This window comes from Micrococcus endophyticus, from assembly GCF_014205115.1.
Taxonomy (GTDB): domain Bacteria; phylum Actinomycetota; class Actinomycetes; order Actinomycetales; family Micrococcaceae; genus Micrococcus; species Micrococcus endophyticus.
This window is the reverse complement of record NZ_JACHMW010000001.1, coordinates 1,822,341-1,836,971: the sequence shown is the minus strand read 5'-3', so window position 1 is coordinate 1,836,971 and position 14,631 is coordinate 1,822,341. Positions and strand designations below refer to the sequence as shown.

Annotated in this window: 12 protein-coding genes, 1 pseudogene and 1 riboswitch; of the genes and pseudogenes, 7 read left to right on the top strand and 6 right to left on the bottom strand. The window is 73.3% G+C overall.

From position 1 onward, the window contains the following. The first annotated feature begins 60 nt into the window (after positions 1 to 60). Positions 61 to 834, top strand: a complete 774-nt coding sequence (locus HDA33_RS08385) for an SDR family NAD(P)-dependent oxidoreductase (protein ID WP_184172470.1) — start codon at positions 61 to 63, stop codon at positions 832 to 834. A 14-nt stretch (positions 835 to 848) separates the two neighbouring features. On the opposite strand, the gene HDA33_RS08380 is transcribed toward HDA33_RS08385, so the two are convergent. Then, entirely contained in the window at positions 849 to 1,394 is a 546-nt protein-coding gene (locus HDA33_RS08380; RefSeq protein ID WP_184172468.1) for a MarR family winged helix-turn-helix transcriptional regulator, read from the bottom strand. Positions 1,395 to 1,460: 66 nt separating this feature from the next. Then, positions 1,461 to 3,251, bottom strand: coding sequence for an AMP-binding protein (locus HDA33_RS08375; protein ID WP_184172466.1), 1,791 nt, complete (start codon positions 3,249 to 3,251; stop codon positions 1,461 to 1,463). 154 nt (positions 3,252 to 3,405) lie between these two features. Between HDA33_RS08375 and HDA33_RS08370 the strand changes: the two genes are divergently transcribed. After that, positions 3,406 to 4,572, top strand: coding sequence for an acyl-CoA dehydrogenase family protein (locus HDA33_RS08370; protein WP_184172464.1), 1,167 nt, complete (start codon positions 3,406 to 3,408; stop codon positions 4,570 to 4,572). 154 nt (positions 4,573 to 4,726) lie between these two features. On the opposite strand, the gene HDA33_RS08365 is transcribed toward HDA33_RS08370, so the two are convergent. The 3 genes and pseudogenes from HDA33_RS08365 to HDA33_RS12920 form a co-directional block, all read right to left on the bottom strand. Further along, the gene (locus HDA33_RS08365) at positions 4,727 to 5,098 is read right to left on the bottom strand and encodes an ectoine synthase (protein WP_158492945.1); all 372 of its coding nucleotides are present in this window, start codon (positions 5,096 to 5,098) and stop codon (positions 4,727 to 4,729) included. A gap of 87 nt (positions 5,099 to 5,185) precedes the next feature. Further along, the gene (locus HDA33_RS12925; protein WP_338104304.1) at positions 5,186 to 5,539 is read right to left on the bottom strand and encodes a putative sulfate exporter family transporter; all 354 of its coding nucleotides are present in this window, start codon (positions 5,537 to 5,539) and stop codon (positions 5,186 to 5,188) included. A gap of 121 nt (positions 5,540 to 5,660) precedes the next feature. Next, a pseudogene (locus HDA33_RS12920) lies at positions 5,661 to 6,114 on the bottom strand (putative sulfate exporter family transporter). 229 nt (positions 6,115 to 6,343) lie between these two features. Then, positions 6,344 to 6,463, top strand: a riboswitch (glycine riboswitch). Positions 6,464 to 6,624: 161 nt separating this feature from the next. On the opposite strand from HDA33_RS12920, the gene gcvP reads away from it, so the two are divergent. From gcvP to HDA33_RS08345, 3 genes are all read left to right on the top strand, one after another. Further along, a complete protein-coding gene (gene gcvP, locus HDA33_RS08355; protein WP_184172460.1) occupies positions 6,625 to 9,606 on the top strand; it encodes an aminomethyl-transferring glycine dehydrogenase in 2,982 nt (993 codons plus the stop codon). Between the two features lie 12 nt (positions 9,607 to 9,618). Continuing rightward, on the top strand, positions 9,619 to 10,785 hold the full coding sequence (gene gcvT, locus HDA33_RS08350) for a glycine cleavage system aminomethyltransferase GcvT (protein ID WP_184172458.1): 1,167 nt from the start codon (positions 9,619 to 9,621) through the stop codon (positions 10,783 to 10,785). Between the two features lie 151 nt (positions 10,786 to 10,936). Then, on the top strand, positions 10,937 to 11,770 hold the full coding sequence (locus tag HDA33_RS08345) for a thermonuclease family protein (protein WP_184172456.1): 834 nt from the start codon (positions 10,937 to 10,939) through the stop codon (positions 11,768 to 11,770). Between the two features lie 68 nt (positions 11,771 to 11,838). Here HDA33_RS08345 and HDA33_RS08340 read toward each other — a convergent pair whose 3' ends face one another. After that, positions 11,839 to 12,522 (bottom strand): response regulator, encoded by a 684-nt coding sequence (locus HDA33_RS08340; RefSeq protein WP_158493534.1) that lies wholly within the window; start codon positions 12,520 to 12,522, stop codon positions 11,839 to 11,841. 166 nt (positions 12,523 to 12,688) lie between these two features. On the opposite strand from HDA33_RS08340, the gene HDA33_RS08335 reads away from it, so the two are divergent. Further along, complete coding sequence (locus tag HDA33_RS08335) at positions 12,689 to 12,895, top strand: hypothetical protein (protein WP_017489473.1); 207 nt, start codon at positions 12,689 to 12,691, stop codon at positions 12,893 to 12,895. Positions 12,896 to 12,916: 21 nt separating this feature from the next. Continuing rightward, positions 12,917 to 14,197 carry a sensor histidine kinase gene (locus HDA33_RS08330; RefSeq protein ID WP_184172454.1) on the top strand — a complete coding sequence of 427 codons (1,281 nt, stop codon included), beginning with the start codon at positions 12,917 to 12,919 and terminating at the stop codon, positions 14,195 to 14,197. The last annotated feature ends 434 nt before the right edge of the window (positions 14,198 to 14,631 follow it).

Sequence of the window (14,631 nt, the reverse complement as noted above, 5' to 3'; positions counted from 1 at the left end):
ACGTAGGACATGCAACTATCCAACCTGGGAAATATCCTCGGATGAAGGGAGGGTCCCTCCATGGACCTGTCGAACCAGAGCGCGATCGTCACCGGAGGGGCCTCCGGCCTCGGCCACGCCACCGCGCGCCGCCTCGCGGAGGCGGGCGCCGCCGTCGTGGTGGTGGACCTGCCGGACCGCGAAGGCGAGACCCTCCGGGCGGACGCCGTCGCCACCCTGGGCCCGCGCGCCCGCCTCGTCACCGGCGACGTCACCGCCGAGGCCACCGCCGAGGAGGCCGTGGCCGCCGCCCTCGAGGCCGGGCCGCTGCGCGTGCTCGTCAACTGCGCCGGCGTCGCCACCCCCGGCAAGCTCGTGGGCCGCGGCGGGCCGCTCTCCGCCGAGGTGCTCACCCGCGTGCTGGCCATCAACACCGTGGGCACCGTGAACTTCATGTCCCGCGCCGCCGCCGCCATGCAGGGGCAGGAGCCGCAGGGCGAGGACCGCGGCGTGATCGTCAACACCGCCTCCGTGGCCGCCTACGACGGCCAGATCGGCCAGATCGCCTACGCCGCCTCCAAGGGCGCCGTGGTGTCCCTGACCCTGCCCGCCGCCCGGGAGCTCGCGGCGTCCCAGATCCGCGTGGTCACCATCGCGCCGGGCCTCATGGAGACCCCCATGATGGCGGGCCTGCCCGAGGCCGCCCGCGAGGCGCTGGCCACGAAGACCCCGCACCCCGCCCGCCTGGGCCGCCCCGAGGACTACGCGCTGCTCGTGGAGCAGATCGTGGCGAACCCGTTCCTCAACGGCGAGGTCATCCGCCTCGACGGCGCCGTGCGCCTCGAGCCCAAGTGAGCTGAGGGGCACGCTCAGGCGGAGGGGCGCTCCGCCGTCGTGTCGGCGCCGTCGGCCTCGAAGTCGCCGGCGCCGGCGCGGAAGCGGCCGAAGATGTCGATGAGCGCGTCCACGTCCGCCTCGTCGAAGCCGGTGCAGCTGAAGACCTCCTCGTTGAGGGTCTCCGTGGCGGCGACGGCCACCCGCCGGCCCTCGTCCGTGAGGGCGAGCACGAGCGCCCGGCGGTCGGACTCGTGGGGCGTGCGCTCCACGAGGCCCGCGGACTCGAGCCGGTCCACCGCGTTGGTCACCGAGGTGGGGTGGACCTGCAGCAGCGCGGAGGCCTTGGACATGCGCATGCGCTTCTCGCGGGAGAAGTTCAGCAGCGCGAGCAGCTCGTAGCGGGCGAAGGTGAGCCCGAACGGCTTGAGGGCCGCCTGGGTGCGGCCGAGCAGGATCTGCTGGGCGCGCATGATGGAGGTGACCGCGGCCATGGGCCGGGCGACGTCGCCCCATCCGTGGCGCTCCCAGTTCCGGGCGGCCTCCCGGATGGGGTCCTGGGGGAGGGGTGTGTTCTTCATGGCGGTCCAGACTAGCGCCGGGCCGGGGGCGCCCCGCCGCCGGTGGGGCGGCGGGGCGGGTCGGCGTCAGCGCGTGAGGTCCAGGTCCTCCTCACGGAACTCGGTGCCGTAGCCGCTCGGGGCGGTGCCGGTCTCGGAGCGCTCCACCTCGGCCTTGCGCAGCTCCACGCGGCGGATCTTGCCGGAGATGGTCTTGGGCAGCTCGAGGAACTCGATGCGGCGGATGCGTTTGTACGGGGGCAGCTGGGTGAGCGTGAACTGCAGGATCGACTGCGCGGTCTCCGCGGTGGGCTCGTGCCCGGGGGCCAGGGTGACGAACGCCTTAGGCACGGCCAGGCGCAGCTCGTCCGGGGTGGGGACGATGGCCCCCTCCATCACGGCCGGGTGCTTGACCAGCACGGACTCCAGCTCGAACGGGGACACCTTGTAGTCCGAGGACTTGAAGACGTCGTCCGCGCGGCCCACGTAGGTGAGGACGCCGTTCTCGTCCCGGCTGGCGATGTCCCCGGTGTGGAACACGCCGTCCCGGAACACCTCGTCCGTCTTCTCCTGGTTGCCGAAGTAGGACTTCAGCAGGCCCACCGGGCGCGGGTCCAGGCGCAGGCAGATCTCGCCCTCGACGGCCTCCTGGCCGGTGAGCGGGTCGATCAGCACCACGTCCATGCCCGGCAGCGGGCGGCCCATCGAGCCGATGACGACCTTCTGGCCCGGGGTGTTGGCCACCTGCAGGGTGGTCTCGGTCATGCCGAAGCCGTCGCGGATGGTGGCGCCCCAGGCCTTCTGGACCTGGTCGATCACCTCGGCGTTGAGCGGCTCGCCCGCGGAGATGGTCTTGGTGGGCGGGGTCTTCAGCTGCGCGAGGTCCGCCTTGATGAGCATGCGCCACACGGTGGGCGGGGCGCAGAAGCTGGTGACGCCGTAGCGGTCCATGTTGGCCATGAGGGCGGCCGGGTCGAACTTGCGGGCGTTGTGCACGAAGATCGTGGCCTCGGCGATCCACGGGGCGAAGAAGTTGGACCACGCGTGCTTGGCCCAGCCGGGGGAGGCCACGTTGAGGTGCACGTCGCCCGGCTGCAGGCCGATCCAGTAGAGGGTGGTGAGGTGGCCCACCGGGTACGAGGTGTGGGTGTGCTCCACGAGCTTCGGCTTCGAGGTGGTGCCCGAGGTGAAGTAGAAGAGGAGCGTCTCGTCCGCCGGCGTGGGCTCGGCGGGGGACAGCTCGGCGGAGGCGCCGGCGGCGTCGTCGTAGGAGAGCACGCTGTGGCCGGGGACCTCGGGGACCTCGGGGGCGCGGCGGGCCTCGCCCTCGGCGAAGACGCCGGGTACGTGGACCAGTCGCAGGCCCTCGCCGACGCCGGCGAACTTGGCCAGGTCCTCGGCGCCGGCCACGGCCCAGGCGGCGTCCGCGCGGCTCACGCGGTCCTCGAGGTCGGCGGAGGTCATCTGGGTGGTGGTGGGGACCATGACCACGCGCAGCTTGATGCAGGCGAGCATGAACTCCCACAGCTCCACCTGGTTGTTCAGCATGAGGATCAGGCGGTCGCCGCGGCGCAGGCCCTGCTCGGCGAGCCAGTTGGCGGCGCGGTTGGAGGCGGCCGAGAGCTCGGCGAAGGTCCGCTCGGTGCTGCGGCCGTCGTCCTCGGCGATGATCAGCGCCGGCACGTCCTGGCGGGCCGGGTCCTGGGCGAGGCGGTCGAACCAGTCGAAGCCGAAGTTGAAGTGCTCGAACCGGGGCCACTCGAACTCGGCGCGGGCGCGCTCGTAGTCGGTCTGGCACTCGACCAGCAGGTCGCGGGCCGCGCGGAACACCTCCGTCGGAGACGCGGCGTCGGCGGGAGTGCGGTCCTGGACGGTCATGGGTCCCTCCTCGGGATGGGCGCTGAACGGGTCCTTGGCCGGAGGCCTGTGATCTGGAACACTACTCGCAGACTCCGATAGTTGGAAGTCCTACAGTCGGATTCATCGCGAACCGGCCGCCGCCGTCGGACGCCCCGCCCCGAAGGAGACGACGATGACCCCCCACGCCGACCTGCCCCACGTCGACCTGCTCCGCCTGCGCGACCGCCTCGACCCCGCCGAGCGAACCCGCCTCGAGGAGATCGAGGAGCACCTGCAGACCGCCGTGCGCCCCCGCCTCGCCCCGTACTGGGACGCGGAGGAGTTCGCCTTCGACCTGCTCCCCGGCCTGGCCGGGCTGGGCCTGGGCCGGCTCGTCCTCGACGGCTCCTCCTCCCTCTTCCAGCAGCTCGTCCACGCCGAGATCGCCCGCGTGGACCTCTCCCTCTCCGCCCTCGTGGGCATCCACAACGAGCTCAACCTGGGGATGATCGCCCACCTCGGCTCCGACGCGCACCGCGACCGCTGGCAGGCGCGCCTCGAGTCCTTCGAGTCCCTCGGGGCCTTCTGCCTCACCGAGCCCGAGCACGGCTCCGACGTCGCCGGCGGCCTGGCCACCACGGCCACCCTCGACGGCGACGAGTGGGTCATCCGCGGCGCCAAGCGCTGGATCGGGGCCGGCACGATCGCCGACGTCGCCCTCGTCTGGGCGCGCGACGCCGCCGACGGCGAGATCAAGGGCTTCGTGGTGCCCACCGACACCCCCGGGTACGAGGCCACGAAGATCACCGGCAAGATGGGCCTGCGGATCATGCAGAACGCGGACATCACCCTGGACGTCCGCCTGCCCGCCGACGCGCAGCTGCCCGGCGCGGCCAGCTTCGACGCCGCCCGCGACCTGCTGCGCGACTCCCGCATGTGGGTCGGCTGGCAGGGGTTCGGCGCGCAGATGGGCCTGCTCGACTCCCTGCGCTCCTACGCGCTCGAGCGCGAGCAGTTCGGCCGGCCGCTGGCGAAGTTCCAGCTGATCCAGTCCGCGATCGCGGAGGTGGCCGGCAACCTGGCCGCGACCTCCGGGATGATGCTCCAGGTCGACGCCCTGCGGCAGGAGGGGCGGATGGAGATGATGCATGCGGCCATGGCCAAGGCCACCTCCACCCGCCTGGCCCGCGCCTCGGCGGCGCTGGCCCGGGACGCGCTCGGCGGCAACGGCCTGCTCACCGAGTACGAGGTCTCCAAGATGATGGGCGACGTCGAGGCCATCTACAGCTACGAGGGCTCCTACGGGATGAACACGCTGATCGTGGGCCGCGCGATCACGGGCGTCTCGGCCTTCGTCTGAGCCGCCCCCGCTTTCGTGCGGGAAACGGGAGCCTTCCGCCGCACTTTCGTGCGGGAAACGGGAGCCTCGCCCCCGCCCGCGCGGCCCGCGGGCGCCCCGCGTGAGGCGCGGCGCCGTCGTCGTGCTGACTGCCCGACGGCGGCGCGCACGTCCGTCAGTAGCTGGAGTAGCCGTCCGCGCTGAGCGTGTGCTTCTCGTCCCCGGTGATCGGCGGGTTGAACACCGAGATCAGGTGCATGTCCTCGGTGCCGCCGCGCAGGTCGTGCTTCTCATGGTCCGGCAGGAGGTAGACCGTGCCGGGCGTGATCTCATGGACCGTGCCGTCCGGCTCCACCACGGAGCCGTTGCCGGCGATGCAGTAGCAGGCCTCCTGGTGGTTGCGGTACTGCAACCGCGACGAGCTGCCGGCCTCCACGATCGTGTGGGCCACGGCGAAGCCCATCCCGTCCTGGGCGGTCACGATGCGCTCGGACGTGCCACCGCCCCACTGGACCTTCTCGACGTCGTTCCTGCTGCGGGTGTGCATGGGCGAGGTCCTTCCCTCGGTCGGCGTCGGGGCGGGGAACTCGATCCCGCCCATCCCCGTCAAGGTAGGCAGGGGCCGGGGCGCGCCTCAACCTCTCGAAGGCTCCCGTTTCCCGCACGAAAGCGCCGGGGAGGCTCCCGTCTCCCGCACGTAACTTCGGCGAAGGCCCCGTTTCCCGCACGAAAGCGCCGGGTCAGGGGAGCAGCGGCGCGCCCGCGCCGCCCACGGCCACGGCGACGGCAGTGCTCGCCGCGCCCAGCACGAGCGGCCGGGGCCCACGGCGGCGATCGAGCGCAGCCGCACGCCCAGCCCCAGGGCCGCCATCGCGGTGGCCAGCAGCAGCTGCTGCACCACCGCCGCGACGTCGAGCACCGGCTCCGGCAGCCAGCCCGTCGCCCGCACCAGCACGGCCGCGAGGAAGCCGACCACGAACCACGGCACCAGGGGCGCACGGGTCGCGGGGGCGCCGTCGTCGCCGTCCCGGATCCGGGCCCGAGGGCCGCCTGCGCCGCGTCCCGGCGCCGCTGCCGCCACGCCAAGGCGGTCATCACGGGGGCGAGCATCACCACGCGGGCGAGCTTGACGGTGACAGCGCCGCGCCGCCCACGAGGCCGCCGGCGGCCACCACCTGCGCCACCTCGTGCGTGGACGCGCCGATCCACAGTCCGGCGGTCCGCTCGTCGAGGCCGAGCGCGCCGGTGAGCAGGGGCATGAGCGGGATCATCAGGGTGCCGAAGAGCACCACGAGGCCGATCGCGGTGGCGGCCATCTCGCGCCGCGCGCACCACGGAGTCGGCCGCGGCGACGGCGGCCGCCCCGCAGATCGAGAAGCCCGAGGCCACGACCGCGGTGAGGTCCCACGGCAGCCGCAACGCCCGCCCGATCGCCAGGGTCGCCGCGAACGTGACGCCGACGACGCCGACCACCAGCGCGATCACGCCCGGCCCGAGCGCGAGCACGTCCGAGAGCAGCAGCTGCAGGCCCAGCAGCACGATGCCGGTGCTGCGCGCCGGCATCGTGCTGCTGGGCGCACTACCGCCAAGTACTTGTGGATCTACTCGGCAGTAGTGCGCCCAGGTCGAAGGCTCCTGTTGCACCGACGGCGGCGTCGGCAAGATGCTCCCGTTTCCCGCACGAAAGCGCCCCGGAAGGCTCCCGTCTCCCGCACGAAAGCGGGGCGGCGGGGCGGGGCGCGACGGCCACTGTGACGCGGCCTACCCGTGTGGGATACTGACGGCACGCCGCATGCCCCGCGCGGGAGAGCGTCGGCGCGCGTCCAGCCTCCGGGCCGGCCGCGTGTGCAGGCCGCCGAAGGAGCAAGACCCTCCCCGGGAATCTCTCAGGCATCCGTACCGCGTGGGGTCAGGCGCTCTGGAAAGAGTCCCGCTCCTCGCGCACCCGCGCGGCGGACCGTGACCACCGACGGTGCAAGCCGCCCCCGGGCGGCGGAATCTCTCAGGTCCATGACAGAGCGGGGAGGAGCAGACCCACGCCGTGACCGCGGCCGGATCCCCCGGAGGTACCCCGTGACCAGCCCCCAGACCACCGAGAGCGCGACGACGCTGCCGCACGAGCGCGTCGAGCCCAGGGACACCGCGTCGGCGCCCTTCGTGGCCCGCCACATCGGCCCGCGCCCCGAGGACGTCCGGCACATGCTGGACACCCTCGGCTACGACTCGCTGCAGGCACTCGTGGACACCGCCGTCCCCGCCGGCATCCGCCAGCCGAAGCCGCTGGAGCTGCCCGCCCCGCTCACCGAGGCCGCCGTCCTGGAGCAGCTGCGCGAGATCGCCGGCCGCAACGTCATGAAGACCCAGATGATCGGCCAGGGCTTCTCGGACACCGTCACCCCCGGCGTCATCCTGCGCAAGGTCCTCGAGAACCCGGCCTGGTACACGGCCTACACCCCGTACCAGCCGGAGATCTCCCAGGGCCGCCTCGAGGCGTTGCTGAACTACCAGACCATGGTCCAGGACCTCACCGGCCTGGACATCGCCAACGCCTCCCTCCTGGACGAGGCCTCCGCCGCCGCCGAGGCCGTGCTGCTCATGCACCGCGCCAACCGGAAGAAGTCCGACGGCGTCACCCTCCTGGACGCGGACCTGTTCCCGCAGACCCTCTCCGTGGTGCGCATGCGCGCCGAGGCCGTGGGCCTGGACGTGCGCGTGGCGGACCTGTCCGCCGGCATCCCCGAGGACGTGCTGGCCGAGGTGGGGGAGAAGGGCCTGTGCGGCATCCTGCTGCAGCAGCCCGGCGACTCCGGCCGCATCCACGACCACGACGCCGCGATCGCCGCCGCCAAGGAGGCCGGCGCCCTCGTGACCGTGGCCGCGGACATCCTGTCCCTGGCCCTGATCACCCCGCCCGGGGAGCAGGGCGCGGACATCGCCGTCGGCTCGACCCAGCGCTTCGGCGTGCCGCTGTTCTTCGGCGGCCCGCACGCCGCCTACATGGCGGTCAAGGACGGCCTGCAGCGCAGCCTGCCCGGCCGCCTCGTGGGCGTCTCCCACGACGACGCCGGCAAGCCCGCCTACCGCCTCGCCCTGCAGACCCGCGAGCAGCACATCCGCCGCGAGAAGGCCACCTCCAACATCTGCACCGCCCAGGCACTGCTGGCGATCGTGGCCTCCATGTACGCCGTCTACCACGGCCCGCAGGGCATCACCCGGATCGCCCGCCACGCCCACGCCCAAGCCGTCCGCCTGGCGGAGGCGCTGCGCGCCGGCGGCGTCGAGGTGGCCGCGGAGCACTTCTTCGACACCCTGACCGTGCGGGTGCCCGGCCGCGCCGAGGAGGTCCTGACGGCCGCCGAGGAGAACGGCGTGAACCTGCGCCTGGTGGACGCGGACACCCTGCGCATCGCCGCGGATGAGACCACCGTGGACGCCGACCTCACGGCCGTCCTGGAGGCCTTCGGCCTGGCGGCGGACTCGCTGCCGGCCGCCGCGCACGAGGGCGCCGTGGCCACCCCGGCCGTGCCCGAGGGCCGCCGCCGCTCCTCCGCGTTCATGACGCACCCGGTGTTCAACACGCACCACTCCGAGACGCGGATGCTGCGCTACCTGCGCCGCCTCTCCGGCTACGACCTGGCGCTGGACCGCACCATGATCCCGCTGGGCTCGTGCACCATGAAGCTCAACGCCACGGCGGAGATGGAGGCCATCTCCTGGCCCGAGTTCTGCTCGATCCACCCTTTCGCCCCGGACCACCAGACCGAGGGCTGGCGCTTCCTGATCTCGGACCTCGAGGCCAAGCTCGCCGAGATCACCGGCTACGCGGGCGTCTCCGTGGCGCCGAACGCCGGCTCGCAGGGCGAGTTCGCGGGCCTGTGGGCCATCCGCCAGTACCACCTGGCCCAGGGCGACGGCGAGCGGGACGTCTGCCTGATCCCCGCCTCCGCGCACGGCACCAACGCCGCCTCCGCGGTGCTGGCGGGGCTGAAGGTCGTCGTCGTCGCCACCGCCGAGGACGGCACGATCGACGCCGCCGACCTGGACGCGAAGATCGCGGCCCACGAGGGCCGCATCGCGGCCATCATGATCACCTACCCCTCCACGCACGGCGTGTACGACGCCGACGTCAAGGAGGTCTGCTCGAAGGTGCACGCCGCGGGCGGCCAGGTGTACATCGACGGCGCCAACCTCAACGCGCTCGTGGGCCTGGCCCAGCCGGGCGAGTTCGGCGGCGACGTCTCCCACCTGAACCTGCACAAGACCTTCTGCATCCCGCACGGCGGCGGCGGCCCGGGCGTGGGCCCGGTGGCCGTGGGCGAGCACCTGGTGCCGTACCTGCCCTCGCGCGAGAACCTGCTCACCGCCGCCCCGCACGGCTCGGCGGGCGTGCTGCCCATCTCCTGGGCGTACATCCACCTGATGGGCGCGGAGGGCCTGCGCTCGGCCACCGAGCACGCGCTGCTCGGCGCGAACTACATCTCGCGTCGCCTGGCGAACCTCTACCCCACGCTCTACACGGGCAACGAGGGCCTCGTGGCGCACGAGTGCATCCTGGACCTGCGCGAGCTGACCGCCCGCAGCGGCGTCACCGCGGAGGACGTCTGCAAGCGCCTCATCGACTACGGCTTCCACGCGCCGACCCTGGCGTTCCCCGTGGCCGGCACCCTCATGGTGGAGCCCACCGAGTCCGAGGACCTCGAGGAGATCGAGCGCTTCATCGAGGCGATGGAGTCCATCCACGCCGAGATCGTCGCGACCACCCCGGAGACGGTCGAGGACTCGGTCCTGCGCCGTGCGCCCCACACCCTGGACGTGCTCATGGCCGACTCCTGGGACCGCTCGTACTCCCGCGCCCAGGCCGGCACCCCGGTGCCGAGCCTGCGCATGGACAAGTACCTGCCGCCCGTGGGCCGCATCGACGGCGCGTACGGCGACCGCAACCTGGTGTGCTCCTGCCCGCCGCCGGAGGCCTTCGAGGAGGCATCGGCGGAGGCCGCCGGCACCACCCCGGACACGCCGGTCTCCGCCGCCGACACCGCGTCCACCAGCCACTGAGAGGATCACCCCATGAGCGATTCGACGCGCAACTCCCCGCTGCACCCGGTCCATGAGGCCGCGGGCGCCACGTTCACCGACTTCGGCGGCTGGAACATGCCCCTGAAGTACGGCTCCGAGCTGGCCGAGCACAAGGCCGTCCGCACCGCGGCGGGCCTGTTCGACCTCTCCCACATGGGCGAGGTCCGGGTCACCGGCCCGGAGGCCGGCGCCATGCTGGACCACGCCCTCTCCAGCGTGCTGTCCACCCTGAAGCCGGGCCGCGCCAAGTACGCCCTGTGCCTCACGGACGCCGGCACCATCCTGGACGACACGATCGTCTACCGCATGGACGACGGCGAGGACGGCTCCGAGACCGACTTCATGGTGGTGCCCAACGCGGGCAACATCGCCGCCGTGCACACGGCCCTCAACCAGCGCGCCTCCGGCTGGGACGCGGCTGTGGAGGACCAGTCCTCGACGACGTCTCTCGTGGCCGTGCAGGGCCCGAAGGCCGAGGCGATCCTCGCCCAGGCCATGCCCGAGGCGGCCGAGCAGCTGGCGGCGCTGAAGTACTACGGCCACCTGACCCTCACCGTGCCGACCGAGGCCGGGGACGTCACCGCCGTCGTCGCCCGCACCGGCTACACCGGCGAGGACGGCTTCGAGCTGTTCCTGCCCGCGTCCTCCACGCAGGAGGCCGGGGACCGCGGCTCGGCCGTGTGGAACGCCGTGCTGAAGGCGGCGCAGGCCGCGGACGTGGAGCTCACCCTCTGCGGCCTCGCCTCCCGCGACTCGCTGCGCCTCGAGGCCGGCATGCCGCTGTACGGCAACGAGCTGGACACCGGCCACCAGCCGCACGCCTCCGGCGTGGGCTTCGCGGTCCCGGCCTCGAAGGAGGCCGACTTCGTGGGCAAGGCGGCGCTGGTCGGCAAGGACGACGCCGAGGAGGTCCTCGTGGGCCTGCGCGGCGAGGGCCGCCGCGCCGCCCGCCACGGCTACGCCGTGCTGGACGAGTCCGGCGAGCGCGTCGGCGAGGTGACCTCGGGCGCCCCCAGCCCCACGCTCGGCCACCCGGTCGCGCTGGCCCGGGTGCGCCGCGACGTCGCCGCCGAGGGCACCTCCCTGCAGGTGGACCTGCGCGGCCGCGGCGAGCCGTTCACCGTGGTGGCCACGCCGTTCTACCGCCGGGAGCGCTGAGCCTCGCCGTCCGCCGAGCGGACCGGCGCGCGGCGGTCCCGGAGCCCTTCGCTAGACTCGGGCTCCGGGACCGTCCCCGCGTCCCGCGGGGCGCAGCCGGTCCGCGCTGATCGGCCGCACCCCTCCCGTCGCCCACCTGCAGGAAGTCCGCATGACTCACGTCGCCGCCCGTGCCAGGGTCCCCAAGAAGGGTCTGCTCGTGTTCCTCGTGGTGGCCGCGGTGCTGCTGCTGCTGGGCGCCCTCACCGTGGTCCGGGGGATCGCCGCCGACGCCGCCCGCGTCAACATCGTCTCCGTGGTGGACGGCAACACCGTGGTGGTCAACCAGGGCGGCACCCAGCGCACCCTCGTGCTGGCGGGCGTCACGAGCGCCGGCCGCAACCCGGAGGGCCTCAAGGTGGGCCCCGAGTTCTGCATGGGCGAGCAGTCCTACGCGTGGCTGCGCGACCGCCTGCCCCAGGGCGCCGTGGCGAGTGTGGACACGTCCCGGGAGGGCGCGCCCGAGGGCATGGAGTCCGCCCTCGTGAAGATCGGCGGCAAGACCATCAACGTGGACATGGCCGAGGCCGGCATGACTGCCCCCACGGGCATCGGGGTGGACGACGACATGGCCGAGGAGATCGCCGCCGCCAACCGCGTGGCCGTGGGCCGCGGCGTGGGCCTGTACGACGTCGAGGAGCCCTGCACCTACCAGAACCGCCTCTACGAGGCGCAGTTCGCCCTCGACCAGATCCCGAAGGACGCCGAGGACTCCATCCGCCGGATCGACGAGCGCTCCGTGGAGTACGCCGCCGGGCTGGACCAGGTGCGCCTCATCCAGCAGGAGGTCCAGGCGCTGGACCCGGAGAACGGCACGTTCGCTGACCTCGCCTACAGTCCGGCCCGGGAGTCCCTCCTCGCGGAGGCGGACCCGGTGGTCGAGGAGGGGCTGCAGGTCCTGCGGGACCTCAACGCCCGCCGCAACGAGATCGCGGCCCGCGGCTGAGCCGCGTCCCCGAACGACGGCGCCCCGCGCCCCCGGCGGGACGCGCGCCGGGCGGCGCGGCCGGCCGGTCAGTCCAGGGACAGGGTCACGAGGCCCAGCTGGGCCGCGCGGATGATCACCTGGACGCGGTCGCGCACCTCGAGCTTGTCCATGATGCGGGTGAGGTTGGACTTGATGGTGGACTCGGAGACGTGCAGGTTCGCGGCGATCTCCGGGTTCGACTGGCCGCGCGCGAGCAGGCGCAGCACGTCCCGCTCGCGGTCCGTGAGGTCGGAGCCGTCCGGGTCGCCGGGGCGGGCCTGGGCCGGCCCCACCACGGGGTGGTCGCGCTCGATCGAGGCGAGCAGCTTGGACGCCACGGCGGGGGAGAGCACGGACTCGCCGCGGTGCACCGCGTGGATGGCGCCCAGGATGGCCGGGGGCTCCGCGTCCTTGAGCAGGTAGCCGCCGGCGCCGGCGCGCAGCGCGGGCACGAGGTAGTCCTCGGACGTGAACGTGGTGATGGCCAGGATCCGGATCCCCGGGTGGGCCTCCTTGATGCGGCTGGTGGCCTCCACGCCGTCCATCAGGGGCATCTGCATGTCCATGAGCACCACGTCCGGCTCGACTGCGGCGCACGCCTCCACGGCCTCGGCCCCGTTGGCCACCACCCCCACGCAGGTCATGCCCGGCGCGGAGCTGACGAGCACGCGCAGGGCGCCGCTCATGAGGGGCTGGTCGTCGGCGATCAGGATGCGCAGGTCTTCGCTCACGCGGTCAGCGTAGCGGCTGCCCCGGCTCCGGCCGGCGTCGTCGGTGCCCGGCCGGCGTCCGCCCGGACCGGCCGACACGGCGCCGGAGGCCGCTGTGCCACCCGCTGTGCGCGCGATGTGCGCCGCACTGTAGTCAGTGTGACGTGCGTCATGCATACTGACTTCCATGAAGCTCCGCTCACTCGCCGCGTCCACGCTGCTCCTCGCCTCCGTCCTCGTCGGCGCCCCCGCCGCCACCGCCACCTCGACCCCCGCCGCGCCGCCCACCGGCCCGGCCGTCGCCGCCCCGACCGGCGACCAGTCGGGCACGGACGGACTGAACAAGGGCGCCAAGGAGTGGGCCTGCCGGAACTTCGGCGTCTGGTGCGACTGATCCCGCGGCGGTCTCCGGCGGATGCCTGAGCCGACCGCGGTCCGACCCCGGCTGCTGAGCGGCGCGCCCCGACGGGCGCGCCGCTCCTCGTCGTCCCCGGACGAGGAGTCCCTCGGCCTGGCGGGGCGGTGGCGCGCCTTCTGGGCGGCGGGGCCCCTGAGCCGCGTCTACCTCGTGGCCGGCTCGGTCCTCCTGCTGGTCTCTGCCGCCTCCGATCTCGGGCTGATCGGCGGGGAAGCCTTCGCGACCGCACCCCTCGACGTCGCCGTGATCGTCTCCACTACGGCGGCCTTCCTGGCGCAGTGGTGGCGCAGCACCGTGGGGTTCACCCTCCTGGTGCCCGCGGGCGCGGCGACCATCGCGGGGGGCACGGAGGCCCTCGTCACCCTGGTCACGGCCGCGATGCTCGCCGCCGTGACGGTCACGGCCCGCTCCTGGGCGTTCGTAGTCGCCGCCGCGACCCTGGCCCTCGCGTGGGGCGTGGTGCGGCCGGTGGCGAGCGGTCGGCCCAGCGAGGCCTGGTTCGTCCTGGCCCTGATGACCGCCGGCCTGGGCGTCGGCCTCTTCATCCGCGAGAGCGTGGCCCGCCGAGAGCGGGACCGGCGGCGCATCCAGGAGGCCGAGGAGCGGGCCCGCCTGGCCGCCGAGCGGGAAAGGCGCTCCCTCGCGCGCGACCTGCACGACGTCGTCGCGCACAACCTCACGATCATCTCCATGCAGGCCCGGACGGCCCAGTACCTCGGCACGCCGGAGGCGGCGCAGAGCGTGCTGGCGGTGGTGGGGGACTCCGCCAAGGACGCCCTCGTGGACCTGCGGCGCATGCTCGCGATCCTCCAGGAGGACGGCATCGTGGACCCGGCCGGCGAGCCCGGGGCCGCCGGCGGCGCGGACGGCGCCACCTCGGCGGACCTGGCCCTCACCGCGGGCCGCATGGCCGCCGAGCTGCGCAGCCTCGGCATGAGCGTGGAGCAGGACCTGCGGTTCGACCCGGAGGCCGTGCCCATGTCCGTGCGCTCCGCCCTGCACCGCGTGCTGCAGGAGGCCACCACGAACGCCGCCAAGCACGCCGGCGCCGGCGCGGAGGTGCGGATCATGGTCGCCGAGCAGGGGCGGGACGTGGTGCTGGAGGTGGAGAACACCGTGGCGGCGCCGCAGCGGTCGATGCGCTGGAACTCCTCGGGGGTGGGACTGCAGTCCATGCGGGACCGCGTGGCCACGTTCGGCGGGACGCTGGAGGCCGGGCCGGGCGGGCGGGGCTGGCTCGTGCGGGCCGCGATCCCGCGGGCGCCCGAGGGCGTCTGAGTGTGACGCCGGTCACATCACGGGACAAAAGTCGGCACCTTCGGCCACTGTGCCGGTCCGCGCCCTCGCTCATAGAGTGGTACATGCCCCATTGAGACGGTGCACAGTGCGAACCACGAGCCGGGATACATGCCTGAGGGGATGCGGGCCCCGGACGCGGTTCACGAGAAGGACGATGGTCTACGGACCGTCGTCCTTTCTCTTTGTCCGGCGGGACCGGCTCGACGCCCCGTCTGGGATCCTGCCCATGACCGACGTCGCCGCCCCGCCGAGGTCCGCGGTGGCCCCGTGGGCGCCGATCGTGGCCGCCGGCGTCGTCGCCGCGATGCACATCTGGAAGCTGCCCGGCGTGATGGACCAGGTCCAGGCGGACCTGGGGATGTCCCTCGTGGACGTCGGCGTGCTCATGGGCATCGTGCAGGTCGCCTCCCTGC